Below are 26,671 nucleotides of genomic sequence, written 5' to 3' on the forward strand. Positions count from 1 at the left end.
ATCCGCAACCGAGTAGGAGCTTTATGTCCGAGCAAACGCAGCCGAACACACCGCAAATCAGTTTATTACTCTTCATCGTCCTTGGTGCTATAGGCGCACTGACACCGCTTGCGATTGACATGTATCTACCGGCAATGCCAACCATTGCCCGTGACTTAGGTGTTACCCAGGGCGCAGTGCAGATTACACTTACAGCCTACACGGCTGGATTTGCTGTTGGTCAGCTCATTCACGGCCCTTTGGCAGACAGTTATGGCCGCCGCCCGGTATTAATACTCGGTATACTTGCCTTTGCGTTTGCCTCAATGGTCAGTGCCACAACACACGGTATTGAAGCCTTGACTTGGGTTCGCACCGCGCAAGGCTTTGCTGGTGCAGCGGCGGCTGTGGTGATTCAAGCTGTGGTTCGAGACATGTTTGATCGTGAAGATTTTGCACGGGCAATGTCGTTCGTGACTCTGGTCATTACCATCGCACCTTTGGTCGCCCCGATGATTGGCGGCTATGTGGCGGTTTGGTTTGGCTGGCGAGCCATATTTTGGATTCTCGCAGGCTTTTCGCTGGTGGTGATTGCACTTGTGTTGTGGAAAATACCAGAGACGCTAACCGCTGAGAACAAGCAGCCTCTGCGGCTTAGAAATACATTAAGAAACTATCTGCGTCTGTTTAAAAATCCACAGGCGTTGGGTTTGATATTTTCTGGGGCATTTTCTTTTGCGGGCATGTTTGCATTTTTAACTGCAGGCTCGTTTGTCTATATCGACATTTACGGTGTTCGCCCGGACCAGTTTGGCTATTTGTTTGGGATGAACATCGTCGCCATGATTATCATGACCAGTGTTAACGGGCGTTTGGTGAAAAAGGTCGGCTCACACGCTATGCTTCGTTTTGGCTTAGCCGTGCAACTGTTGGCGGGGCTAGGGTTATTTGCCACTTGGGTGTGGGATCTTGGGCTGTGGAGTACCGTGATATTTGTCGTGATGTTTATCGGTACACTCTCCACCATAGGCAGTAACACTATGGGGCTGTTACTCAGCGGGTATCCGACTATGGCTGGTACGGCCTCATCGCTTGCGGGCACATTGAGATTTGGTACAGGTTCGATTGTTGGCGCTGTCGTGGCTTGGTTGCCTGGTGGTGTCACTTGGCCGATGATATTAGTTATGAGCGCGTGTTCGGTTGTGTCGGCCGCGTGTTATTGGATGTTTGGAAGAAAAGCGTAATGTCGCAATATACGGTAGAAATACAAAAAGTGGTGAATCAAGCTCTCGCCGAAATGGCGAAAGAGCATGAGTCGGGTCGGCTTAGCAACGGATCGGTCGCAAATAACCTTTACTTAGTTCGCTGGGTGACCAAAGCGATAAAGTCGCAGCAGTTCTCACGTCTGGTGGCTGACGACCTGACCCGTTGGCAAAAAATGGGCCGCTCTAAAGGTGACAAAGCAGGGCTGATGCCAACGTTTGAGCGCATTTCCAAGTACTACCAGCAATGCTTTCCTCAAGGCGAGCCGGAGCGTGTGATCAGAGATAAAGAGATTGATGCCTTTCTCGATATGATGGAGCAGAATGGTTGGGAAGTGTCGACGTCAGAGCCACTTGTTGGTTGTGGAAAAGTGCAGATCTTTACCGAGGGGCCAAACTCACTTGCCTTGTGTTCTGAACAGTGTGATAGCTGCTTTGACGGAGAGGAAATGGTTAAGCCAATGAGTTGGTTTGTTCGTGGTCATCATGCGGATTTTGTTGAAAAAGCGTCAGCGGCTGGCTTTATGGTGCATAAAGTGACCGACTACAAATCTAACGTTAAGTATCATGGCGAGTATCTGATTTTCCCAGCCAATAGAGGCAGTCAGTTAGCCGAGATCCCACTCAGCTTCACTGCATAATACGCACATAAAGAGCTCCGATTACTGGAGCTCTTTTGCTTTTCGCACTATGGCTTTGACCATACCTTTAAAGATAAACAAATGCGCTGGCATCATGGCAAACCAATACAGTAGTCCTTTGAATCCTTGAGGGTGCCACCAAGCGATCACGGTAAGTGTTCTTTGCGAACCCAGATCGTCGATTGTAAATTCGAGCCGTCCCAAGCCGGGCCCTTTCATGCCAAATAGTAGCGAAATGAAGGAATTTTCTTCACAGCGAATCACTTTCCATGAGTCAATAAAGTCACCCACTTGTAATTCAGGGCCGGGAGGTGAACGCCGCACCGGTTTTCCGCCTCCGACAAAAAAATCTAGCCATTCACGTATCCGCCATAATATTGTGGCGAAAAAGTATCCCTCTTTGCGACTGCCAATTTTGCTAATCACTTTCCATAACTGTTCAGCACTCAAGTCAGTATTGATTGTTGCGCCTGTCTGTTTGGGGTAGTAACCAAAACCGGGCTGCCAGCGTGAGAAGGCGGCAGGATCGAACCCCCAAACGTTACTGCGGACAAAAGTGCCTTCATGTTTGATGCTGTGATTCACCATCTCCTCGAAGCTAATCAGGGGCTGCGGATACTTTTGATGGATTTGATAGCAATTAGCGACGAAATCATGTTCGAGCCCTGACAATAGTGCAGCGCCTATACTCGAGGGAACAGAGGTGACCACGCCAAGCCAGCGTGACGCCATTTCCGGTGTGAGCAGCGCTGTGGACCAGATTTTGATCGGTTTATTGATGGCTTGGGCAATGACTTGAAACTGTTCGCGATAGCTCAGAGTATCTGGACCGCCAACTTCGTACAGTTGATGAGTGGTCGGTGATTCAGCCGCTAGTGCTAATAAGTAGTGATTGAGGTTTTGCAATGCAATTGGGTTGGCTTTGGAATCGACCCATTTTGGGGTTACCAGCAATGGCATGTTATAGACAAAGTCACGCATTATCTCAAACGCCGCTGAGCCAGGTCCGATAATCACGCCTGCCCTGAGTTCGGTAATAGGAACGCCAGCTTGACGAATAATATCCCCAGTCATTCTTCTGGCTTTGAGGTGGTTGGAATCGCCGGTTTGTGGCTGAATCGCGCTCAAATAAATGACATGCTTTACCGAGCTTTGTTGCAAGGCTTGCTTAAAGTTATCGGCAAGCGCAATCTCATAGTCGACGAAGTCGTGTCCGTGAGCCATGCCGTGCACTAGGAAATAGACTAGGTCAAACTCGTTTATGAGCGCCAACGTTGCCTTAAGATCAGCAAGGTCTAAATAGGTAATCTGCAGGTTTGCATGTGGCGTGATGCGGGCTCGCAGGTAGTCAATCTGTCGCGCTGCGGCAGTGACGCTGTAACCTTGGTCGCACAATTGCGTGAGAAGTTGCGAACCGACGTAACCAGAAGCGCCTAATACCAGCACTTTCTTCATAGCGAACCTCGCTTAATTTGATGGTTTCATATCAGCAGTGATCATATAATAGGCGACTAATTTTTTCTCGTTTTTCATGCTGTTGCATTCTAAGGTTCGGGTTTAACCATGCTGTCACTAGTTCTTCACCATACACGCGGCGACTTTATTCGGCGTTTGATGGCTATTGCAATGCCAATCACGTTGCAAAGTATTATGTTTTCGAGTCGCAGCTTGGTCGACGTGCTGATGTTGGGGCAACTGGGTGAAGCGGAAATTGCAGCGGTAGGCGTGGCGGCTAGAGCCACTTTTGTGACCACAATTATGCTCGTCGGTGTCACAACAGGTGGAGCGATGCTAACCGCACAATACTGGGGGGCAGGGGATAGGCAGGGTGTGCGTGAGAGTACCGCGCTGACTTGGTTGGTTTGCACCGTATTTGCGGCGTTGACAGCAATCCTATTTATTCTATTTCCTAGCCAGATAATGGGCTTAGCCACTAATGATCCAGAGGTTAACCGTCTCGGCAGTGACTATTTGGTGATTACCTCGGTTACCATGTTTGCGGTTGCTTGTGTGGCGAGTATGTCGGTTGGCCTTAGAGCGATCCACCGTCCTGGGATCAGCACGTTTTTCAGCGGCATTGGAATCGGTTCAAATATCATTCTTAACTGGGTGTTGATTTTTGGTAAGTTCGGCTTTCCTGCCATGGGCATCAAAGGTGCAGCCATTGCGACTGTGTTGAGTGGAGCCATTGAAGTTATCACGCTGTTTGGCTACTTATACGCGAAAAAGCACTTGCTCGCCTTTTGTATTAGCGATATTCGTCAAGTGGTCGAAGTGGAACGTGTGGTGAAGTTTTTACGACTTTCCTTACCAACGACGTTTAACTTTCTCGCTTGGGCTGGTGGGTTATTTGCTTACCATGCGATCATGGGACAATCGGGAGTCCAGGGCTTGGCCGCTTTGTCGGTGATGACCCCCGTTGAGTCTATATCTCTGGCGCTTTTGATTGGTATGTCCAATGCTGCTGCAGTATTAATCGGTAATCAGATCGGCGCGAAAAACTACCAAGCGGTTTACTATCAAGCGATCGGCGTCACCTTGCTGAGTTTGTCAGTCGGGATTGTAGTCGCCGGAGCTCTCTATTTTGTACAAGGCCAGGTTTTAGATGCATTTAGCGCACTAACCGCCGAAACCCGCCAGTTAGCCGAAAAGTTTATGTTTGTGCTGTGTCTGAGCATCGTATTACGCTCGGTTCCCATGATGACAATCGTTGGCGTATTGCGTGCAGGAGGCGATGTAAAGTTTTGTCTCTACCAAGATATTGTCGCTCAGTGGCTGATTGGTATTCCGCTTGCCGCCTTCGCAGCGATCGGCCTTGGTTGGTCTCCTGAGTGGATTTATCTGTTGTTTTTGACCGAAGAGTTGATCAAGTGGTTTGGTTCACTTCATCGCACGCATTCAAAAAAATGGATTCGAAATTTGATCGAAAATTAGACGTTGAGCGTCATTTTATAGCGCTTTAGTGCATATGTTGTGATCCAGTATCCAAAATGCTTTCTTGAGAGTGAGATTTAGTGTAGATTCACACACCTAAATTTACGTTTTCGAGAGTTTCAATGTTACAGCTGACAGACCTATGTAAAGGCTATCTAGACGGGGGGGAGTTTCACCCGGTTTTACAAGGTGCTGAGTTGTCTTTGAAACAAGGCGAGCAAATTGCCTTGATGGGCGAAAGCGGCTCGGGGAAAAGTACTTTACTCAACCTGATAGCTGGATTGGATACGGTCGATTCTGGACAAGTATTGTTCCCCAATTTTTCGATGCATGAAGTGGCAGAGACGAAGCGCACTGCCTTTCGCCGAAATAATATTGGCCTTATTTTCCAGCAGTTTAACTTACTGCCTACACTTAACGTCGCCGATAACATTCGCTTCTGTCGTCAATTGAAAGGTCTACCTGAAGATCAAGGATTGTGGCGTCAGATACTCTCTTCGCTGGATCTCATGCCTTTACTTGGGCGCTACCCAGAAGAAGTGTCAGGCGGGCAACAGCAACGAGCAGCAATTGCACGAGCCTTATATATGGAGCCCAAATTGTTGTTGGCTGATGAACCAACAGGCAGTTTGGACGAACGTAATGCGGAAGCGGTAATGCGTTTGCTAACCACCTTGACTAAGCAACTCGATTGCACATTGTTGTTGGTTACCCACAGTGAGCGTGTTGCCCAGCATATGGAGGGAAGAGTCAGGCTTCAAGGAGGGCAATTGCATGTTATGGCCCGTAATTAAGGCATTACTGGGTCACTACCGACGTTATCCTCTGCAAATTGTTCTTGTTTGGCTTGGTCTAACGTTGGGCGGTTCACTGTTAGTGGGCGTTACGCTGATTAACGATCATGCTCGAATGAGCTACGAGCATGGCGAAAAACTTTTTGATAATCCTCTGCCTTATCGTATTCGTTCAAAACATGCGCCGAATAAAATTCCTCAAGGTTTTTATGTGCAGTTGCGCCGCGATGGCTTTCATCAGTGTGTGCCCTTTGAAAGCATTCGCCTCAACACCGTAGATGGTACCGACATCAATTTAATGGGCATAGACCCAGCGGCGATGATGCGCTTTAAACAGGGCGCGCAGCTCAACCAGTTCTCTTCTCTTGCCCTAATGCGTCCGCCATATCCCTTGATGGTCAGCAGTGAACTCGCTGCCCACATGAACTGGAAGGAAAACGACAGAATTCAGCTACAAGATGGCAGGACTCTAGGTCCAATTCTGATAGATGACGACGGATTGGTTACCGGCACCCGTGTAGTCGCTGATATTGCGTTGCTGCGAATGATTGAGCGCAGTGCAGGAATCTCTATCATCGCCTGTAGCGACATGTCTGCCCAACATTTGGCGGCTTTGCGCTCCAAATTGCCCAATGGGATGGAGTTGAGTCATAGTTCTAAAATCGAACTAGAATCACTGACTCAGGCATTTCATATCAACCTAAGCGCTATGGGAATGCTAGCCTTTGTCGTTGGGCTTTTTATCTTCTATCAAGCGATGTCACTCTCGTTGATCCAGCGCCAACGCTTGGTCGGGTTATTGCGTCAAACCGGCGTTTCTGGATGGCAATTGACCCAAGCCTTACTGCTAGAGCTATTAGTTCTGGTAGCCATCAGTTGGCTGTGCAGCAACTTGTTTGGCATGTTACTGGCGAAGCAGCTAATACCGTCAGTATCGGCTAGCTTGGCTGATCTATACGATGCCAATGTGGGCTTGTCTGTCAACTGGAGCTGGCACGCGAGTCTGTATAGCTTGGCCATGTCGATATTGGGTGCGGTGACGGCTTGCGCTTGGCCTTTGGTACGACTGTTGCGTTCTCAACCCTCACGTTTAACCACACGCTTATCTTTAACTCGATTCACGGGTAAAGAGTTTACTTTTCAAGCCTTGCTGAGTGGTGCGTTTTGTGTGGCGGCGATTGCCATCTATCAAGCGCCTAAAAGCCAAGAATCCGGCTTTGCCATCATTGCATTAATGATGCTCAGTGTCGCTCTATTCACACCGTACATTGTTTGGCGCGTATTCGAAGGCCTGTCCTATTCGCTGCGTTGGGTTAAAGCACGTTGGTTCTTTGCCGATGCGGCAGCCAGCATGAGTTATCGTGGTGTTGCCACTATGGCGCTAATGCTGGCGATGGCGGCGAACATAGGCATTGAAACTATGGTAGGCAGTTTTCGTGATACCACCGACAAGTGGCTAAATCAACGATTGGCCGCTGATATGTATGTCTATCCGAATAGCAATTCAGCCGCTCGAATTAGCTCATGGCTAGGTGAACAACCTGGTGTGAAAGCGGTTTGGTGGCGCTGGGAAAAAGAGATTCAAACCGATAAAGGTTTGCTCCAAGTCGCCAGTACAGGCCCATCGGAAGGTGAGCTAAACTCATTGACGGTCAAGCTAGGCATACCCAACTACTGGTACTATTTGCACCAGTCTAAAGCAGTAATGGTGAGTGAATCGATGGCGCTCAAGTTCGGTATTCGCCCGGGCGATATCATCGAATTGGCCGGAGAGCTCGGTGATGGTTGGCTCGTAAGTGGGGTTTATTATGACTACGGTAACCGCTACAACCAAGTTCTTCTCTCGCATCGCAACTGGCTTTATGCTTTTGCAGGCAGCGGCAACGTTGCCTTGGGCGTAGTGTTAGATCCACAGACCAAACCTGACGTGTTGCAGCGCAGACTCGAAAACATGTTCCGCATTGATTCTCAGCGCATATTCGATACCAGCTATTTACACCAACAAGCAATGCGTGTGTTTGACCGGACGTTCTCGATTGCAGATTCGCTAGGCAATATAACCTTAGTTATTGCGGTGTTTGGGATATTTTTCTCCACCGTCGCAGGTGAGATGTCGAGACAACGCCATATCTCGTTGCTGCGTTGTGTGGGTATGTCGGGGAGAGAGTTGATCATGATGGGGGGGTTGCAGCTGTTTGTGTTTGGCGCGATCTCTATATTGATCGCTATGCCTCTAGGGCTCGCATTGGCCAGCTTAGTCGTCGAGATCATCATTAAGCACTCTTTTGGCTGGACAATAGAACTGCAATTTATTCCGTATGAGTACCTCTATACGGTGGCATTGGCGATGTGCTCTTTGATGCTTGCTGGTGCCTTACCTGTTCTGCGTATGGTCAGAAATACGCCAATGAAGTCACTACGTGACTCGTTATAGCGGGAGGTTAATGTGAGTAAGCGAAACGCCATTGTTAGTATACTCGTTGCCACCATTGTTCTGCCTTTAGGCCTCTATTTTTCTGGAGTGTTAACTCAGACGGAGAGCGATAAACCGTCCGATGGTCTGAGTGACGTTATGCTCTCGGCTTCTGACCGGATATTTGAGCCCGTTTTACCAGACAATCCCGTTGTCGTGCCGCGAGATTTTGCGTTTCACTATGAATTCCAACACGGGTGGTGGCACTTTTTCGCCAATGTAGTTGACCAGCAAGGTGAGCGCTATGCGATTCAATGGAGCTACTTCCGCATTGCTCACCATGATGTCAACTTACAGGGGTGGCTAAATCCACAGTTGTATATCGCTAATGTTGTGATTTCAAATGGAGATAGGGTGTGGCGAGATCAGCGAATTGCTAGAGGTGGCATCGGCCAAGCAGGGATGACCGAAAAACCGTTCAAGCTATGGATAGACAACTGGTCTTGGCGCTCTTTGGGTACTACGCCGTTTCCCGGTGCACTTAAAGTAGCGACTGAGCAATTGCAGCTCGACTTACAAATTGTGACTCGTGGGCCTTTAGTGGTTCCTGGTGACTATGGCTACGTTAAAAAGCACGATTTGCTTCCGGTCGCTTCGCACGCCATCACTGCACCATTTTTGGCTGTACGCGGTGAGATTCAGCTCGATGGTCAAACGCCGATTCGCGTTGAGGGGCAAGCATGGATGAGCAAAGAGTGGGGCAGCGGTTTGTTGGCCGAAGGTCAGCAAGGTTGGGACTGGTTAGTTCTGCACTTAGATAATGAAACCACCTTGTCGTTGAATCGTTATCGACATGATAAGCAGATGCCGTACTTATTTGGGACTCTTGCGACGAGTGATGGAAAGGTCGTTAAACTAAGTGACGAACAACTGACTGTTGAGCCACTCAGGACCCAAGTACTAAAAAATGGTAAAGATATTCCAGTCGAGTGGCAGGTTCTGATACCAGAGCAAGATATCAACGTTACCGTACGCGCAGTCAATCATGAGTTGTGGCTACCGTTTGTTATTCCTTATTGGGAAGGGCCAGTCAATGCTTTGGGTAGCCATAAAGCGCAAGGCTTTATGCAGATGACAGGCTACTAGTCCTATCATACCAAGGCCACTTCTCGGCAAATGGGAAGTGGCCTTTTTATTTGTCTATTGCAATTGTCCATCATTGCCTATAATTAATGAAAGAAAATAAGCGGTTTGAAGTTGTTTCTATCGGGATTTCCGAGGTTAATGCTCTAAACAAGCGATTATTCTTAGGTTATCTTACTCTATACACTCTTATTTATTCTTTGCTATTCGCTTATTTACATAATAAATATAAGGGCATTACCATGACTGACGCTATTCGCGATTTCTTTAAAATGGAGTCTGCCGGAGGCATTCTTCTTGTAATAGCAGCGGCTATTGCAATGACTATCGCAAATACGGATCTCAATGCAGCATACCAAGGTTTTTTACACACTTATGTGTTTGGCATGTCGGTCTCGCACTGGATTAACGACGGCTTAATGGCTGTTTTCTTCCTGATCATCGGTTTGGAAGTCAAACGTGAACTACTTGAAGGCGCACTTAAATCAAAAGAAACCGCTATTTTCCCTGCCATTGCAGCAGTGGGGGGGATGTTAGCGCCCGCATTAGTATACGTATTGTTCAACTACAATGACTCGCAAGCCCTGCAAGGTTGGGCGATTCCTGCTGCTACAGACATTGCGTTTGCATTGGGGATCATGGCACTGCTAGGAAACCGTGTCCCTGTTAGCTTAAAGGTATTCTTGCTTGCGTTAGCAATCATTGATGACCTAGGCGTGGTTGTCATTATTGCTCTGTTCTACACCGGAGAGTTGTCTACACTTGCGCTGGCGGTAGGCTTTGCTATGACTGCTGCCCTGTTTGCTTTGAACGCCAAGCAAGTCACCAAATTAACGCCGTACATGATCGTTGGTGCCATCTTGTGGTTTGCGGTGCTTAAGTCAGGTGTCCACGCTACTTTGGCGGGTGTTGTGATCGGTTTCGCTATTCCGTTGAAAGGCAAAGAGGGAGAGCACTCACCGCTAAAACACATGGAACATGCGCTGCACCCGTATGTTGCGTTTGGTATCTTACCTCTATTCGCATTCGCTAACGCTGGAATCTCATTAGAGGGTGTCTCAATCAGCGGATTGACCTCGATGCTGCCATTAGGCATTGCTCTTGGCCTTCTAATTGGTAAGCCTCTTGGCATCTTCTCATTCAGTTGGCTAGCGGTGAAAGCGGGTATCGCTAGATTGCCAGAGGGCATTAACTTTAAGCACATCTTCGCCGTGTCTGTGTTATGTGGTATCGGCTTTACCATGTCGATCTTCATCTCTTCACTTGCGTTCGGTTCAGTAGCTGCTGAGTTCGATACCTACGCGAGACTTGGAATCCTAATGGGTTCTACCACCGCAGCAGTGCTGGGCTATGGTTTATTGAGAGCATCGCTACCGAAAAAAGTCGCCAACGCAGAAACCAGTGAAACACAGGTAAACCATCACTAATACAGTTTGATGGCAACAAAAAAGCGCTCCACATTTGGCAGCGCTTTTTTATTCCTGATTAGTATTATTTTTCAATGACGCTAAAGATTGTCCATTCTTCTACGACTTCCTCTTTTAGGCCAACTACCTTGGCGGTTACGCGTCGGTTTAGAGCGTGAGAGGTTTCATCATCACCTTCTGCTTCTAGCCTGTCCTCGCCGTAGCCCACAATCGCGACACGGTCGGGATCGATCTCGTAAGAGAGGAGCTGATCTTGTACTGCATTCGCTCGTTTCTTCGACAGCTCAAGGTTGTACTCAGGGTCACCGACTTTACTTGCATAGCCTTGGATCTGAATCGAAGCGGATTGATATCGCTTGAGAAACTCAGCCATAGTTTGGATTTGATTGGCAAAGATCGGGTTGATTTCATAAGAATTATTAGCAAAGAGAATGCGCAGTTCGCGTTCTTCTTGCTCAGTGATGGCAACACCACAGCCATCATTATCCACCTGTGCACCTACTGGCGTTCCTGGGCATAGATCTCGAGCGTTGACCACACCATCTCTATCATCATCAGTCAGATCTGAAATTTGTTCTGCAGTTGGTGTTGCTATGTAATCATACTCATCTTCGGCATAGACTGCTGCGCATGGAATCACAGTCACCAAAGCGTATGGGATCAGTTGTTTCATCTTCATATCAATACTCCACTGGCTGTGCCCACTCTTTTGGTGTATCAACTAACAGCGCATCAAGTAAATTACCTGTCGCATTCATGACTCGATATTTAGCGTATTGCTCTGCGTAGTGCGCGTCGAGATAGTCTTTACGTGCTTCAAACAGCTCGTTCTCGGTGTTGAGTAGGTCCAACAGGGTACGTTGGCCGATTCGATATTGCTTTTGGTACGCGATAACGGTTTCCGATGCTGAGTCAACATGGTCGGCGAGAAAGTTTTTCTGTTGTAAGGTAAGGTCTAAAGCGCTCCAAGATAAGCGTAAGCTTTCTTCGACTTGTCGGTAGGCGTTATCTCTAAGATCCTTGGCCTGATTGAGTTGGTATGCCGCACGTTCAGAAAGATCGCCGTCCGAGCCACCGTTGTATAAGTTGTAGCGCATGCGCAGCATCGCTAATGTTTCATCGCGTTGACCGCGGTCACCGCCCGCATCGTCGCGCCAACCATGGCTTGCCTCGATTGAGAAAGTCGGATAGAAGTTGCCTTTCGACTGTTCGTATTGAAAGCGTGCAGAGTCAACGTCAACCAGAGATACGCGGATGACCGGGTGCTTATCAAACGCGTCAACTAATGCATCAGAAAGCGAAAGTGGCAACTTTGATTCATCGGCTCTTGGGTAGATAAGTCCAAGCGGCGCTTGACCGACCAAGCGAGTGAACTGAGTATGGGTATCGATCAAATTGTTTTGCGCGGCAAGTAAATTACCGTGCGCTTTGGCGATACGTGCCTCTACTTGAGTGACGTCTGCTGTTGAGCCGATTCCTGAGTTGGCTCGTCGCTTAATATCGCGGTAGATTTCTTTGTGAACGGCGAGGTTACTTTCAGAAAGTGCCAAAACCTCGGTTGCTTTTACTGCCTCTAAATAGACATCGGTCACTTTGAGTGCTAAATCTGACGCATCAGAGAGCAGTTGGTAGCGAACAGATTCTGCTTCAGCCGCCGTTCGATCCATATCGTTGAGCGTTGCATTTCCGTCCCACAATAGTTGGGTCAGACTTATTGTGGCTTCTTTACGTGTTAAGTCCGTATCTCTCCGTCCTGTTGAACTGGCCGGATTGATACCTTCATACCCGATACCCGCATCTAAATCCAAACTCGGCAGATAAGCGCCACCTGACGCATCCGCTTCTTTTACTGCACTTCTAAATTGGTTGTAAGCGCTTTTTATTTCTGGATTGGTCGCGAGAGCCGTGGCGACGGCTTGTTCGAGAGTTTGTGCATAGGATGGCATTGATATTGCCATGGCAATGCAGCTTGCTATGAGTGGCGTGTTTCTGTTCAAGGTGACCTCCTTGTGATGTGCCATGACGTGGGTAGCTTAGATCGTAGGCAGCACATAGCCCCTAAGCTAGGTATCAAAAGCTTAGTCGACACCTAGCGTTTTTGTGAGTTTCTCATCAATAAAATCACCCAAAAGTTTTAATCGTATTGCATATTTCGTTAGGACTTTTTTGCTATTTACTAGATTGTCAGTAGTGGTGGGTCTAGTTTTTAGGTTGTAGGGGTATGCGAATTTTTTACTCTTGGCTGGGTGGGCAGAGTTATTCGCATAGACGCAGCAGGGGAACTGGGTTATGAATGCGAACAGTCTTGCAACATTGATGCTCGCGAAAACAAGTGTGGTCATCGATGTCAACGGGGAAATCCGTGCATTGCTTCCTGGAGAGGTGCCAGCACCAGGAGAGGTTGTGGTGACAGTCGGTCAAGATACAACGGCTGAGGCTGATGCCGGTATTATTGAAGCACAACTATTTGGAGAGGATAATCAGGGGCTTGGACTTGATCTTGACAACGAAATCGCAGCGATTGTTGAGCAGATTGAGCAAGGGGTCGATCCGACGCTGAATGATGATTTCGCCACTGCGGCGGGGGGGCAAAATGGGTCCAGTCTCACGACTACTGGAGCGATTGAGCGAACCGGTGCTGAGTCGCTTGCTGAAACACAATTTGATACCACTGGTCTGGAGTCGCAAGGGCTGTCTGAGACGCAAAGCTTGGCTCTGCTTGATCTCGTCGCGCAAGCCGTGTTTGTCGGACAAGACTCGGTGTCTGTGTTTGAAACCGATGTAGCGTGGACAATTAATGGCTCGATTGAGGCGACCGAAACTGATCTGCCAGCATTTATTGTTCAAGAGAACGTCGCGGGTGACAATGGTGTGTTCTCGATTGACGTCGATGGTAATTGGACCTACGTCGCCAATAGTGCTTTCGATGAACTCAACGTTGGCGATTCTGTTTCGGATGTTTTTCCAATCCAGTCTGCAGATGGCACTGTGGGTAGTGTGACGGTGACGATCAATGGTACTAACGACTTACCACAATTCGTCTCAACGGACAGTTTTGGTGGTGAAGGTGCGGAAGTCGCTGTGCCATCAAGTTTTGAAAATGGCGCCTACACCTTCGATATTCCAGAGAATACTGCCGCGGGAGCGCCAATCGGTCAGGTTGCTGCCATTGACCCAGATAACCAAGTATTGATTTTCAGCATTTCGACCAATATTCAAAATGAACAGGGCGAAGATTTATTTCAAATCGATGCTGAAAGCGGGGAAATTAGTTTAACTGAAGCGGGCGCTGCTTCCTACGTGAACGATTTTGAGCTGCTGTCTAACGCGCACCAACTGGTGGTAACGGTAACCGAAGGTGATGGTATTGGCGAGCCGCAATCTGTTGATGTCGATGTGTTCTTAAACGAAGTCAACCTTGATGACAATACGCCAATCTTCACCGGTACCGATGATAATGGCGAGTACAGCTTCACTTATGATGAAAACTCACTCGAGTCGTATGTGATTGGTAGCGTGTCTGCCGCAGACGCGGACGGCGAAGCGGTCACCTACAGCATCAAAACTAACGTGCTCAATGATGATAACCAGCCCCTGTTTGAAATCGACGCCCAAAGCGGCGAAATCAGTTTAACTGCGGCTGGTGTTGAGGCGTTTACCAACGACTATGAAGTGCTGGGCAATATGCACGACATCGTGGTCACCGCCACCGAAGTCGATGGCTTGGGCGGGGTGAAAACCACCAACGTCACCGTCAATCTTGATGAGGTCAACCTGGATGACAATGCGCCCATCTTCACCGGCACCGATGATAATGGGGAATACAGCTTCACTTATGATGAAAACTCACTCGAATCGTATGTGATTGGTACCGTGTCTGCCGCTGACGCTGACGGCGAAGCGATCACCTATAGCATCAAAACTAACGTGCTTAATGATGCTAACCAGCCCCTGTTTGAAATCGACGCCCAAAGTGGCGAAATCAGTTTAACCGCGGCTGGTGTTGAGGCGTTTACCAACGATTATGAAGTGTTGGGCAATATGCACGACATCGTGGTCACCGCCACCGAAGTCGATGGCTTGGGCGGGGTGAAAACCACCGACGTCACCGTCAATCTCGATGAGGTCAACCTGGATGACAACGCGCCCATCTTCACCGGTACCGATGATAATGGGGAATACAGCTTCACTTATGATGAAAACTCGCTCGAATCGTATGTGATTGGTACTGTGTCTGCGGCTGACGCCGACGGCGAAGCGGTCACCTATAGCATCAAAACTAACGTGCTTAATGATGCTAACCAGCCCCTGTTTGAAATCGACGCCCAAAGCGGGGAGATCAGTTTAACTGCGGCCGGTGTGACCGCGTTTACCAACGACTATGAAGTGCTGGGCAATATGCACGACATCGTGGTCACCGCCACCGAAGTCGATGGCTTGGGCGGGGTGAAAACCACCGACGTCACCGTCAATCTCGATGAGGTCAACCTGGATGACAACGCGCCCATCTTCACCGGTACCGATGATAATGGGGAATACAGCTTTACTTATGATGAAAACTCGCTCGAATCGTATGTGATTGGTACTGTGTCTGCCGCTGACGCTGACGGCGAAGCGGTCACCTACAGCATCAAAACTAACGTGCTTAATGATGCTAACCAGCCCCTGTTTGAAATCGACGCCCAAAGCGGGCAGATCAGTTTGACCGCGGCTGGTGTTGAGGCGTTTACCAACGATTATGAAGTGCTGGGCAATATGCACGACATTGTGGTCACCGCCACCGAAGTGGATGGTTTGGGCGGAGTGAAAACCACTGACGTGACCGTCAATCTCGATGAGGTCAACCTCGATGACAACGCGCCCATCTTCACCGGCACCGATGATAATGGGGAATACAGCTTCACTTATGATGAAAACTCGCTCGAATCGTATGTGATTGGTTCTGTGTCTGCGGCTGACGCCGATGGCGAAGCGGTCACCTACAGCATTACAACCAACGTGCTCAATGATGCCAACGAGCCGTTATTTGAAATCGACGCCCAAAGCGGGGAGATAAGTTTAACCGCGGCCGGTGTGACCGCGTTTACCAACGACTATGAAGTGCTGGGCAATATGCACGACATCGTGGTCACTGCCACTGAAGTGGATGGTTTGGGCGGAGTGAAAACCACCGACGTTACCGTCAATCTTGATGAGGTCAACCTCGATGATAACGCGCCCATCTTCACAGGCACCGATGATAATGGTGAATACAGCTTCACTTATGATGAAAACTCGCTCGAATCGTATGTGATTGGTACTGTGTCTGCGGCTGACGCTGACGGCGAAGCGGTCACCTATAGCATCAAAACTAACGTGCTCAATGATGCTAACCAGCCCCTGTTTGAAATCGACGCGCAAAGCGGGCAGATCAGTTTGACCGCGGCTGGTGTTGAGGCGTTTACCAATGACTATGAAGTGCTGGGCAATATGCACGACATCGTGGTCACTGCCACTGAAGTGGATGGTTTGGGCGGAGTGAAAACCACTGACGTCACCGTCAACCTTGACGAGGTCAACCTGGATGACAACGCGCCCATCTTCACCGGCACCGATGATAATGGGGAATACAGCTTCACTTATGATGAAAACTCGCTTGAGTCGTATGTGATTGGCAGCGTGTCTGCGGCTGACGCCGATGGCGAAGCGGTCACCTATAGCATCAAAACTAACGTGCTCAATGATGCTAACCAGCCCCTGTTTGAAATCGACGCCCAAAGCGGCGAAATCAGTTTAACTGCGGCCGGTGTGACCGCGTTTACCAACGACTATGAAGTACTGGGCAATATGCACGACATCGTGGTCACCGCCACCGAAGTCGATGGTTTGGGCGGAGTGAAAACCACTGACGTCACCGTCAATCTCGATGAGGTCAATCTGGATGACAATGCGCCAGAGTTTGATCCGAATGATGGTGATAAGTACGCATTTTCTTACTTTGAAAACAACAATGCCGACTATGTGATTGGTAGCGTCTCCGCGACCGATGCTGATGGCGAAGCCGTCACCTACAGCATCAAAACTAACGTGTTTAATGATGCCAATCAGCCACTGTTTGCCATAGACTCAAGTAACGGTAACATCAGCTTGACGGCTGCAGGGGTCTTGGCGTTCACCAACAATTACGAGGCGCTGGCAAACACCCACACCTTAGTTGTCACAGCGACTGAAGTTGATGGGTTTGGCGATCAACAATCTACCGACATTACGGTTGAGTTGTCGGAGCTTAATGTCAATGAGTTGCCGGTGACGGAAGACTTTAATGTTGATGCGGGCAGTGCGATATATGTCCCATTGGTGTTCGATTCGAGTGATCCAACCCTCGACCATATTTCAGATGAGGACGATGACTTTAACAATGTCGAGTTGAACATCATGCTGACCTCGTTGCCGAAATACGGCACTTTGCTTTACACCGATGATTTTGGTGACACTCGTGTGATCACACAAGCTGACCTTCATACCCTAGGCGAAGCCATTGACCCTGCGAAACTCTTTGACCCTAATAACTTTAGTTATGTCCCAGGGCAAGGTGACCCGTTTGAAATGGGCTTTAGCGGCGATCCAAGTGAGATCGTTCTGGGTGATGATGGATTCTACAACTGGGGTGTTGCGGTGAGCGACACTGAACGCCTGATCACCCTAGAAAACGGCAACACAATTACCATTTCACTCGATGACAATAACGACAAAGCATTCAAACAGTACACAGGTAAACAGCCTCATGTAGGGTGGGGTATTGGGGATAGCGACGGTAATGGTCTCAACAAACAAGAGACATTAATTGTCGATCTCAGTGATAACCCCTTGGATGTGGTCACGTTCGGCCTTGATGGTATGGGTGGCTCGTTCAATACCAACAGTAATGTTTATGTTGAAGTGACTTATACTTTGGCGGATGGCACCAAGCACGTCGAGCAGTATCAGAAAGACGAGGGCGATGTGGGCAATGACCAGATCTTGTACGAGTTTAGCTACTCATCACCTGACAATCCTATCGTCAATATGGAGATGTCATCAACGGGAGGAAACTGGGAGTTGCGCTATCTATCAGGTACACAAGAAATTACGGAAGATGTGACCTTTGATTATGTAGCGGTTGACTCAGATTTAGCGGTCAGTAATGAATCGACGGTCACTATCGATGTTTCGGAGTCACCTGAGTATCAAGTTCTGTCTGCGGAACAAGGCGATAGTCTTGATGCCGATTTGGGCAATCAAGTGATGTTGGGCGATGAAAACGCCAATGTGTTTACTTGGCTGGACGACACACTCGATAACGGCACTGACGTCGTGGATAACTTCACTTTGGGTAGCGATTTCCTTGACCTAACCGGTATCTTAGAGCAGGACGATAACGTAGTGGTCGGTGATCTGATTGATTCGATATCCGCACAAGTCTCTGGTGATGATGTGGTGATGAGTGTCTCGGATGAAGGCCGCACACAAACCATCATCTTAGAAGGGGTCACTGGTGCGTTTGAAGACGCGGGACTGATTGAAAACAACAGTATTACGAATGAGTTGGAGATGTTAACTCAAATACTCAAAACCGATACTGTTTAAGTAGCAAAAGCCGAGAGTAAAAGCTGGCCATTCATTGGCCAGCTTTTGTTTTGATAGATAGATAAATAATTTGCTTTGAGACGACAAATTATTATTGCCACTGCGCCGCTTTCTATGATAATTTTCGCCGCAATCTCGGAGAGGAGTCACGAAGACATTCTGGGGGATACGCGAGATGACATTCGGGCTGAGTGTTGTCACGTAGGGTAGGTATCGGCAAGTCCTTTTGTCGATAGACGGGATACTGTTGTCGCTTTGCGGCATATGAATGGGAAACCCAACATTGAACTCACTTAACAAACAACCATTAATCAGCTTAGTTCTTCCTCAATGCCCTGTTTTACAAGACAGTTGCATTACTGAACCTTGATTCTATTACTCGTTATATAGTCCATCTTTTTGATGGAGCGATCTGTCGTACTCGCTAGTTTCGATTAGCGTGACCTTTTGCTTTACCCTCTTTCCAGATTTGGTTTCTGATTAGGGGAGTGATTTATATTTCAAGGGATTAATCATGAGCACAGCCTTTGAAGTCGATAACACTGTTGTCGCAACCCCTTTTTCTACTCAGGTTCCAGTTCTGGAAGGCACTTACGACCTTACTCCAGATGAAGTTCTTATCGACCAAGAGCAACATGAATCTGCGGTGCGTTCTTATCCGCGTCGCTTACCGATTGCCATTAAGCAAGCTTATGGCGCCTTGGTCGAAGACACACGCGGACAACTCTTTCTCGACTGTCTTGCTGGCGCGGGGACACTGGCTTTGGGCTACAACCACCCAGAGATCAGCCAAGCCTTAAAAGATCAGCTAGACAGCGGACTGCCGTATCAAACGTTAGACATCGCGACCAAAGCGAAAACTGACTTTATTCAAGCAGTTAAAGCCTTCTTACCCGATCAGCTTGGTAACAATTGCGTTATTCAATTTTGTGGCCCATCGGGCGCAGATGCAGTAGAAGCCGCGATTAAACTTGCTAAGCAGACAACGGGTCGCAACACCATGTTTGCGTTTCGCGGGGCTTACCATGGTATGACCAACGGTACCATGGGAATGATGGGCAACTTAGGCACCAAAGCGCGTCGCACAGGCTTGATGTCAGATGTACACTTTATGCCATTCCCATACAACCTTCGCTGTCCATTTGGTTTAGGTGGAGACGAAGGCGCCAAAGCCAGCATTCGTTACATCGAGCGTTTACTGCATGACGATGAAGCGGGCATTATGAAGCCAGCTGCGATTGTCGTTGAGCCAGTACAAGGTGAGGGCGGTGTGATTCCGGCCCCTGCATTCTGGTTGCGTGAGTTGCGCCGTATCTGTGATGAGCATGGCATCCTACTTATCTTTGACGAGATCCAATGTGGTGTAGGCAAAACGGGTTACAACTTCGCTTTTGAAGAAGCGGAAATCGTGCCTGATATCCTTTGTTTGTCGAAAGCGATTGGCGGCGGAATGCCAATGTCACTGCTAGTGATCAACAAGCAGCACGACACCTGGAAACCAGGTGAACATACTGGCACCTTCCGTGGTAACCAACTGGCCATGGTATCGGGCGCGAAAGCGCTGGAGATCATTCAACGTGACAACTTGGTTGAGCATGCGAATATCGCTGGCCAGTATCTTCGTCATGGTTTAGAGGCGATGCAAAGGCGCCTTGACTGTATTGCTGAAGTGCGTGGCAAAGGCTTGATGCTGGGTGTCGAAATTCGTAAACCGGGTAGTGAACTCAACCAGTTTGGTGAGCCAGTTTCAGATGGTGAGCTCACGCTGAAAATTCAACGTGCTGCGCTTGAGCGCGGCTTGATGGTAGAGAAGGGCGGCCGCGATGGTTCGGTGATCCGTTTTCTGCCACCACTGATCATCTCTTTTGAGCAGATTGACTTTGCTTTGCGTGTGCTAGAAGAAGCCATGTTAGTCGCTGGTGCCAATAAACTAAGCGCAGAGCAGGTAAATCAGAGTTGGAAGCAGCACTTTATCCATACCGGTGAGATGGGCAGTGATGAGTTTGCTAAGGTGATGAACCACACCACCGCGGCGATGAAATCCGTTTTTGAACAAGTTGACGCGCCATACTCCGGTCTTGAGCCGAAGCAACTTGAACAGGCGATCAAAGCCGTTGACCTCGATAACAATCAAGCATCTCTGGTTGATGTGATTGGGAGTACCGCCGACTTAGTGGCCAAGAATGCGATATTTACCCAGCATCCGGATTGTATTGCTCACTTGCATACTCCGCCGCTGATGCCTGCTGTTGCTGCAGAAGCCATGATTGCTGCATTGAATCAATCGATGGATTCATGGGATCAAGCGTCTTCTGCCACTTACGTAGAGCAAAAGGTGGTGGATTGGCTGTGTGATAAGTACGAATTGGGTGAAAAATCAGATGGTATTTTCACCAGTGGCGGCACCCAGAGCAACCAAATGGGGCTGATGTTAGCCCGGGATTGGATTGCCGATAGGCTAAGCGGCCACTCGATTCAAAAGCTCGGCCTGCCGGATTACGCCGATAAGCTGCGCATAGTCTGTTCGAAGAAGTCGCACTTTACCGTGCAAAAGTCGGCGTCATGGATGGGATTGGGCGAAAAGGCGATTTTAGCGGTTGATGCTAACGCTGATGGCACTATGGATGTGAGCCAGCTCGATGCTGTGATTGAGCAAGCAAAAGCTGAAGGTTTAATCCCGTTTGCGATTGTTGGTACCGCAGGCACCACCGATCATGGCGCGATTGATGATCTCGACTTTATTGCGGATATGGCCAACAAGCACCAGATGTGGATGCATGTTGATGGCGCTTACGGCGGTGCTTTAATTCTTAGCAGCCATAAGCCGCGCCTTAAAGGTGTCGAACGCGCATCATCGGTGAGCGTTGATTTCCACAAGTTGTTCTACCAAACAATAAGCTGTGGTGCGCTGTTGGTGAATGATAAAGCGAACTTTAAGTTTTTGCTGCACCATGCCGACTACCTAAACCGCGAACACGATGAGTTGCCGAACTTGGTCGACAAGTCTATCGCGACCACCAAACGTTTTGATGCTCTGAAAGTGTTTATGACAATGCAAAGCGTTGGGCCTGCGGTGTTAGGGGAAATGTACGATCACTTGCTGGCACAAACCCAACAAGTGGCTAATCTGGTTCGCAACAACGACAGTTTTGAATTGTTGGCTGAACCAGCATTGTCGACGGTGCTATTCCGCGCAGTGCAAAAGGACTGTGACCTCGACCAACTAAACAAAACTCTAAGGCTCGAAGCACTCACGCGAGGCGTGGCTGTGCTTGGAGAGACCGTTGTGGATGGTCAGGCAGCACTGAAATTCACAATTTTAAACCCTTGCTTGAAGATTTCGGACTTCGAATCTTTGCTAAATAAAATCAATGCTCTAGCGGTTGAGCTAGCGAAATAAAGGTAACGAATACTATGGCAATTCTACAAATTGGTGCAGGCGGCGTTGGCTGGGTAGTGGCACATAAAGCAGCGCAAAACAACGACGTTCTGGGTGATATCACCATCGCTTCACGTACCGTGGGCAAGTGTGAAAAAATCATTGAATCTATTCAGAAAAAAAATAATCTGAAAGATACCTCTAACAAGCTAGAAGCTCGTGCGGTCAATGCTGACGACGTAGAGTCACTCGTTGCTCTTATTAAAGAAGTTCAGCCTGATTTAGTGATCAATGCGGGTCCTCCATGGGTCAACATGTCGATTATGGAAGCGTGTTACCAAACCAAGGTGTCGTACCTAGACACGTCCGTTGCCGTTGATTTGTGTAGTGAAGGTCAGCAGGTTCCGCAAGCTTACGATTGGCAATGGGGTTACCGTGAAAAGTTTGCTGAAGCAGGCATTACAGGTATTCTTGGCGCGGGTTTTGATCCGGGTGTTGTTTCGGTGTTTGCTGCGTATGCGGTTAAGCATCTATTTGATGAGATCGACAGCATCGATGTCATGGATGTGAACGCTGGCGATCATGGCAAGAAGTTTGCGACTAACTTTGACCCTGAAACCAACATGTTAGAGATCCAAGGTGACTCTTTCTATTGGGAGAATGGCGAGTGGAAGCAAGTACCTTGTCATTCACGCATGCTTGAGTTTGATTTCCCGAACTGTGGTACGCACAAGGTGTACTCGATGGCACACGATGAAGTGCGTTCAATGCAGGAGTTTATTCCAGCCAAGCGTATTGAATTTTGGATGGGCTTTGGCGACCGCTACCTAAACTACTTCAATGTGATGCGTGATATCGGCTTACTAAGCCCAGATCCATTAACCTTGCATGACGGTACTGTGGTACAGCCTCTGCACGTTCTTAAAGCGCTATTGCCAGATCCAACATCTTTGGCTCCGGGTTACACAGGGTTAACCTGTATCGGTACTTGGGTGCAAGGTAAGAAAGATGGTAAAGAGCGTAGTGTGTTTATCTACAACAACGCTGACCATGAAGTGGCGTATCAAGACGTTGAGCACCAAGCGATCTCTTACACCACAGGTGTTCCGGCTATTACGGCGGCACTTCAGTTCTTCCGTGGTAAGTGGGCAGATAAAGGCGTATTCAACATGGAGCAACTGGACCCAGATCCGTTCCTAGAAACGATGCCAAGCATTGGTCTCGATTGGCATGTTCAAGAGCTTGAAGCGGGTCAAGGTCTACCAGTAATTCATGAGCTTAAGAAATAAGCATTGAACTGTTCAACAGTGGATTGAAGGGGACAATGACTGTTCCCTTCTTACTTATTAATACCTTTATGGAAAGGTATCATTTACTTTGTTTTTGTAACTCACTTCGTTCAGACAGGACAAAATCAAAGTAAATGACACCAACCTTCTATTTATCCTTTTTCATCTCTAGAGACTGTTTGAGTACATAAAATGACATTTCACAAAGAAGAACTTAAAACCCCGTACTTCATGATCAGCGAAGATAAGTTGATTGAGAACCTTGAGAAAGCGAAACAGTTGAAAGAGATTTCGGGCGTGAAGCTCGTATTGGCGCTGAAGTGCTTTTCCACATGGGGTGTCTTTGACATCATCAAGCCCTACTTAGATGGTACAACCAGCTCTGGTCCATTTGAGGTGAAGCTTGGCCATGAAACGTTTGGTGGTGAAACGCACGCTTACAGCGTTGGTTACAGTGAAGATGACGTGCGTGAAGTTGCCGATATCTGTGACAAGATGATCTTTAATTCACAATCACAACTCGCTGCTTACCGCCATATTGTGGAAGGCAAGGCGTCTCTTGGTTTACGCTTAAACCCAGGTGTGAGCTATGCTGGTCAAGATTTGGCTAACCCAGCGCGTCAATTTTCACGTCTTGGCGTTCAAGCCGACCACATCAAACCAGAAATTTTCGATGGCATTGATGGCGTGATGTTCCACATGAACTGTGAGAACAAAGATGTCGATGCATTTATTGGTCTGTTGGACTCCATCTCAGAGCAGTTTGGACAGTACTTGGACAAACTGGATTGGGTCAGCATGGGTGGCGGTGTGTTCTTTACATGGCCGGGTTATGACATCGACAAACTGGGTATAGCACTGAAAGCCTTTGCTGAAAAGCATGGTGTGCAAATGTACCTAGAACCTGGTGAAGCGATCATCACCAAAACGACGGATTTGGTGGTAACTGTTGTCGATATTGTCGAAAACGTTAAGAAGACGGCGATTGTCGACTCTGCCACGGAAGCGCACCGACTAGATACTTTGATCTACAACGAGCCAGCGTCGATTGCAGAAGCGAACGAGAGTGGTGAACATGAGTATGTGATCGGTTCATGTTCTTGTTTGGCAGGGGACCAATTCTGTGTGGCGAATTTCGATAAGCCGTTAGAAATCGGTCAACGCCTCCATATCATGGACAGCGCAGGATACACTATGGTCAAGTTAAATTGGTTTAACGGTTTACGTATGCCGTCAGTTTACTGTGAGCGAACCAGTGGAGAAATTCAAAAACTCAACGAGTTTGACTATACAGATTTCAAACGCTCACTGTCGCAGTGGAGTGTTAAGTAATTAAAAGAAAAGAGAGCGATGTTCGCTCTCTTTTGCTATCAACTTTCAACCAGAACTCGGGTGTCTTCACTCAGTGATTCGAGTTCGTTGGCGACATCATTGATATCGACTTGCTCTGGAATTCGAATAGCCAGGTTTGCGGTAAACAGGCTAGAGCTGACCCCACCGCCGCCGGCGATGAACACGCGTTGGCAGTCCATATCAAGGATATTGATCCCTTGCCCGTCGAGTACATGGGTGATTTCGTTGACAATACCGGCGCGATCGTTAGCGTCGAGTCTGAGTTGATAGATGGTCTCGGCATTGTGCGCACCTGTGTCTGAATCGGTAAACTGGACCGTGAGATCTGGATGAGAGCTGAACGCCTCTTTAACTATGTCCGTGTTGGATGCAGGCAGTTCAATCTTAATGACAGCTGCGACTTGATCTTCAATGAAGTTAACTTTACTGATAAGCCATTTACCGCCATTTTCATGGGTGATGGCAGCCAATTGTTTTATGGTTGCGGGTGTCGCACGTCCGACAAAGGTTGCGATGAATGTACTGTTCATAGTGGGGCCTCCTAGCGCTGAAGTAGAGACTGCATACCAATCTTTTCAGCGGCGCAAACTGGAAAACTGATTGGTGCCTAAGTTCAGTGTAGAAGAGCGGGTACTTCTAGGTTTGATGTAAATCAACTTTTGAACCTAATGCCTTGGTAGCATTATCAATATTATACTGTGAGCACAAAAAAGAACGTATCTAAGAGTCGTGTTTCAACTTGAAATGCGCACTTATCCGTTCGATAAAGATCTGGGCAAGGGTATAGCTACTTGTCTGGAATACTAAGGGCTGGCTATCGCACATTTTTGATGATCAGCTTCACACTTATCCAAACACATTAGTAGGAAAAGTGGTTTAAAGCTGTCCTAATGACCAAATGCACTTAAGTTTTGCATCCACCACCCAATAAACTCATATAACGGTGACATTTTCCCACAAAGGATACAACGATGTTAAAAATAGCAATGCTCAGCACTGGGGAAGAAGTACTGCATGGCGATATTGTGGATACCAACGCGGCTTGGTTATCACAACGTTTTTTTGAAAATGGCTACAGCGTGACTAAGCGCTCGACGGTTGGCGATGAAATGGCAGCGTTGACTGAGGAGCTACTCATGTTGAGCTTTAACAGCGATATCGTGGTCGTGAACGGCGGGCTAGGGCCGACGACCGATGACTTGAGTGCGCAAGCAGCCGCAAGTGCAGCGGAGCAAGAGTTAACCTTGTTTCCACAGTGGCTAGAGCGACTTGAACAATTCTTTGCCGCTCGAGGTGTTGCGATGCCAGAGAGCAATCGTAAACAGGCGATGCTGCCTAAAGGCGCCAAATTACTCGACAATCCTATCGGTACCGCTTGTGGCTTTAAGATCGTGTTCAATGATTGTCACTTTTACTTTACTCCTGGGGTGCCAAGTGAGTTCAAACTAATGGTTGAACAGCAAGTTCTCCCCGATCTGAAAACGTGTTTTCCACAGGTGAGCGGTTTAGATTGCAGCAAACTGTATACCTTTGGAACATCGGAGTCGGCGTTGTCTGATAAGCTCGACAAGGTTCAACTCCCCGCTGGTTACACCTTGGGTTATCGTTCCTACCTGCCTTACATCGAAGTGAAGCTATTTGGACCTAAAGAGGATTTGGATAACCGCGTTAAGCTGTTGAAGATCATCTTTAACTTGATTGAAGAACATGTGGTGAGTGTCGATGAGTCGATGAAAGATCACGTCGCCTACCTAATTCAAGATAAGAAGATGTCGATCTCTACCGCTGAACAGTCAACATTCGGTGGATTTTCACAGTGGCTTCAATCACATTCACGTGCAGCGGAGTATTGTGGTCATGGGTGGGTATTAGGAGAGCGGGTCGCATTGGGCGAACAGTCAGACGACCAACTTGCTTCGGCCTTTGCATTAGCTGGGGCCACTCGAGATAAATGCGCTACCGATGTTGCGATGGTCACAGGTAAGATCATCGACAATAGTTTTGCGGTGTCACTGGCGACACCTGAAGGAGAGTGGGGGCAAATACTCACGTTTAATCGCCAGTACAGTCGAGAAGATCAAGCATTGGTTATCACTACCGTTGCGGCTGACATGCTGCGTCGGTACTTGAGCGGTAAAACGATGTTTGTTAAATACAGCTCGCTGACCAGAGAGAAAGAGATGTTTGTCCCAAGAGCTGCAATAAGTGCATAACTATTCAACTAGAAGAGGCGGTGAGCTTTGTCAAACCAACACAGTTTGCCGTTCTGTAATAAGTAAATGAAACCACATCTTATTACATATCTTTAAGCTTATTTAATTTTTATTCGAATTTCATATAAAGCTTAACTGAATGATTTTTCATAGAAGACAGATTTGTCTTAAATTTGCTACGTGCATTCCGAGTAATAAGCGATAGAATAATGATTCGTCTGTCACTGAACAAGGAGGTT

At 48.0% G+C, this 26,671-nt stretch carries 16 protein-coding genes; 12 read left to right on the forward strand and 4 right to left on the reverse strand.

Annotated features, from left to right (window positions below):
• The first annotated feature begins 23 nt into the window (after window positions 1-23).
• Window positions 24-1,223 carry a Bcr/CflA family multidrug efflux MFS transporter gene (locus MTO69_RS05925; RefSeq protein WP_248332353.1) on the forward strand — a complete coding sequence of 400 codons (1,200 nt, stop codon included), beginning with the start codon at window positions 24-26 and terminating at the stop codon, window positions 1,221-1,223.
• Window positions 1,223-1,882 carry a DUF2913 family protein gene (locus MTO69_RS05930; RefSeq protein ID WP_248332371.1) on the forward strand — a complete coding sequence of 220 codons (660 nt, stop codon included), beginning with the start codon at window positions 1,223-1,225 and terminating at the stop codon, window positions 1,880-1,882. The genes MTO69_RS05925 and MTO69_RS05930 overlap by 1 nt, the downstream gene beginning before the upstream one ends.
• Before the next feature lie 21 nt (window positions 1,883-1,903).
• On the opposite strand, the gene MTO69_RS05935 is transcribed toward MTO69_RS05930, so the two are convergent.
• The gene (locus MTO69_RS05935; RefSeq protein ID WP_248332387.1) at window positions 1,904-3,337 is read right to left on the reverse strand and encodes a DUF2867 domain-containing protein; all 1,434 of its coding nucleotides are present in this window, start codon (window positions 3,335-3,337) and stop codon (window positions 1,904-1,906) included.
• A gap of 108 nt (window positions 3,338-3,445) precedes the next feature.
• Here MTO69_RS05935 and MTO69_RS05940 point away from each other — a divergent pair, with 108 nt between their 5' ends.
• The 5 genes from MTO69_RS05940 (at window position 3,446) to nhaA (ending at window position 10,593) form a co-directional block, all read left to right on the forward strand.
• Window positions 3,446-4,816, forward strand: a complete 1,371-nt coding sequence (locus tag MTO69_RS05940; RefSeq protein ID WP_248332442.1) for an MATE family efflux transporter — start codon at window positions 3,446-3,448, stop codon at window positions 4,814-4,816.
• A 122-nt stretch (window positions 4,817-4,938) separates the two neighbouring features.
• Window positions 4,939-5,610, forward strand: a complete 672-nt coding sequence (locus MTO69_RS05945) for an ABC transporter ATP-binding protein (RefSeq protein WP_248332472.1) — start codon at window positions 4,939-4,941, stop codon at window positions 5,608-5,610.
• Window positions 5,591-8,044, forward strand: a complete 2,454-nt coding sequence (locus tag MTO69_RS05950) for an ABC transporter permease (RefSeq protein ID WP_248332499.1) — start codon at window positions 5,591-5,593, stop codon at window positions 8,042-8,044. The genes MTO69_RS05945 and MTO69_RS05950 overlap by 20 nt, the downstream gene beginning before the upstream one ends.
• A 12-nt stretch (window positions 8,045-8,056) precedes the next feature.
• The gene (locus MTO69_RS05955) at window positions 8,057-9,169 is read left to right on the forward strand and encodes a lipocalin-like domain-containing protein (protein WP_432715646.1); all 1,113 of its coding nucleotides are present in this window, start codon (window positions 8,057-8,059) and stop codon (window positions 9,167-9,169) included.
• A 239-nt stretch (window positions 9,170-9,408) separates the two neighbouring features.
• Window positions 9,409-10,593 carry a Na+/H+ antiporter NhaA gene (gene nhaA, locus MTO69_RS05960; protein ID WP_248332517.1) on the forward strand — a complete coding sequence of 395 codons (1,185 nt, stop codon included), beginning with the start codon at window positions 9,409-9,411 and terminating at the stop codon, window positions 10,591-10,593.
• Window positions 10,594-10,657: 64 nt separating this feature from the next.
• Here the strand turns inward: nhaA and MTO69_RS05965 are convergent, their stop codons facing one another.
• Both MTO69_RS05965 and MTO69_RS05970 read right to left on the reverse strand, forming a co-directional pair.
• Window positions 10,658-11,272 (reverse strand): OmpA family protein, encoded by a 615-nt coding sequence (locus MTO69_RS05965; protein WP_432715647.1) that lies wholly within the window; start codon window positions 11,270-11,272, stop codon window positions 10,658-10,660.
• A gap of 1 nt (window position 11,273) precedes the next feature.
• The gene (locus MTO69_RS05970) at window positions 11,274-12,614 is read right to left on the reverse strand and encodes a TolC family outer membrane protein (protein WP_248332584.1); all 1,341 of its coding nucleotides are present in this window, start codon (window positions 12,612-12,614) and stop codon (window positions 11,274-11,276) included.
• Window positions 12,615-12,882: 268 nt separating this feature from the next.
• Between MTO69_RS05970 and MTO69_RS05975 the strand changes: the two genes are divergently transcribed.
• From MTO69_RS05975 to nspC, 4 genes are all read left to right on the forward strand, one after another.
• On the forward strand, window positions 12,883-18,198 hold the full coding sequence (locus MTO69_RS05975) for a VCBS domain-containing protein (RefSeq protein WP_248332618.1): 5,316 nt from the start codon (window positions 12,883-12,885) through the stop codon (window positions 18,196-18,198).
• 514 nt (window positions 18,199-18,712) lie between these two features.
• Window positions 18,713-21,598: a pyridoxal phosphate-dependent class III aminotransferase gene (locus tag MTO69_RS05980; RefSeq protein ID WP_248332630.1), complete on the forward strand. Its 2,886-nt coding sequence runs from the start codon at window positions 18,713-18,715 to the stop codon at window positions 21,596-21,598.
• 14 nt (window positions 21,599-21,612) lie between these two features.
• Entirely contained in the window at window positions 21,613-22,866 is a 1,254-nt protein-coding gene (locus MTO69_RS05985; protein ID WP_248332644.1) for a carboxynorspermidine synthase, read from the forward strand.
• Between the two features lie 192 nt (window positions 22,867-23,058).
• The gene (nspC, locus tag MTO69_RS05990; RefSeq protein WP_248332694.1) at window positions 23,059-24,198 is read left to right on the forward strand and encodes a carboxynorspermidine decarboxylase; all 1,140 of its coding nucleotides are present in this window, start codon (window positions 23,059-23,061) and stop codon (window positions 24,196-24,198) included.
• Between the two features lie 38 nt (window positions 24,199-24,236).
• Here nspC and MTO69_RS05995 read toward each other — a convergent pair whose 3' ends face one another.
• Window positions 24,237-24,749 carry a glycine cleavage system protein R gene (locus tag MTO69_RS05995; protein ID WP_248332707.1) on the reverse strand — a complete coding sequence of 171 codons (513 nt, stop codon included), beginning with the start codon at window positions 24,747-24,749 and terminating at the stop codon, window positions 24,237-24,239.
• Between the two features lie 441 nt (window positions 24,750-25,190).
• Between MTO69_RS05995 and MTO69_RS06000 the strand changes: the two genes are divergently transcribed.
• A complete protein-coding gene (locus MTO69_RS06000; RefSeq protein ID WP_248332747.1) occupies window positions 25,191-26,432 on the forward strand; it encodes a CinA family nicotinamide mononucleotide deamidase-related protein in 1,242 nt (413 codons plus the stop codon).
• Window positions 26,433-26,671 lie beyond the last annotated feature (239 nt).

Source organism: Vibrio sinaloensis, from assembly GCF_023195835.1.
GTDB classification, from domain to species: domain Bacteria; phylum Pseudomonadota; class Gammaproteobacteria; order Enterobacterales; family Vibrionaceae; genus Vibrio; species Vibrio sinaloensis_C.

Coding starts and splice junctions, on each gene's coding strand:
- MTO69_RS05925 (WP_248332353.1), top strand. CDS start 24: ATGTCCGAGCAAACGCAGCCGAACACACCGCAAATCAGTTTATTACTC.
- MTO69_RS05930 (WP_248332371.1), top strand. CDS start 1,223: ATGTCGCAATATACGGTAGAAATACAAAAAGTGGTGAATCAAGCTCTC.
- MTO69_RS05935 (WP_248332387.1), bottom strand. CDS start 3,337: ATGAAGAAAGTGCTGGTATTAGGCGCTTCTGGTTACGTCGGTTCGCAA.
- MTO69_RS05940 (WP_248332442.1), top strand. CDS start 3,446: ATGCTGTCACTAGTTCTTCACCATACACGCGGCGACTTTATTCGGCGT.
- MTO69_RS05945 (WP_248332472.1), top strand. CDS start 4,939: ATGTTACAGCTGACAGACCTATGTAAAGGCTATCTAGACGGGGGGGAG.
- MTO69_RS05950 (WP_248332499.1), top strand. CDS start 5,591: ATGTTATGGCCCGTAATTAAGGCATTACTGGGTCACTACCGACGTTAT.
- nhaA (WP_248332517.1), top strand. CDS start 9,409: ATGACTGACGCTATTCGCGATTTCTTTAAAATGGAGTCTGCCGGAGGC.
- MTO69_RS05965 (WP_432715647.1), bottom strand. CDS start 11,272: ATGAAGATGAAACAACTGATCCCATACGCTTTGGTGACTGTGATTCCA.
- MTO69_RS05970 (WP_248332584.1), bottom strand. CDS start 12,614: ATGGCACATCACAAGGAGGTCACCTTGAACAGAAACACGCCACTCATA.
- MTO69_RS05975 (WP_248332618.1), top strand. CDS start 12,883: ATGAATGCGAACAGTCTTGCAACATTGATGCTCGCGAAAACAAGTGTG.
- MTO69_RS05980 (WP_248332630.1), top strand. CDS start 18,713: ATGAGCACAGCCTTTGAAGTCGATAACACTGTTGTCGCAACCCCTTTT.
- MTO69_RS05985 (WP_248332644.1), top strand. CDS start 21,613: ATGGCAATTCTACAAATTGGTGCAGGCGGCGTTGGCTGGGTAGTGGCA.
- nspC (WP_248332694.1), top strand. CDS start 23,059: ATGACATTTCACAAAGAAGAACTTAAAACCCCGTACTTCATGATCAGC.
- MTO69_RS05995 (WP_248332707.1), bottom strand. CDS start 24,749: ATGAACAGTACATTCATCGCAACCTTTGTCGGACGTGCGACACCCGCA.
- MTO69_RS06000 (WP_248332747.1), top strand. CDS start 25,191: ATGTTAAAAATAGCAATGCTCAGCACTGGGGAAGAAGTACTGCATGGC.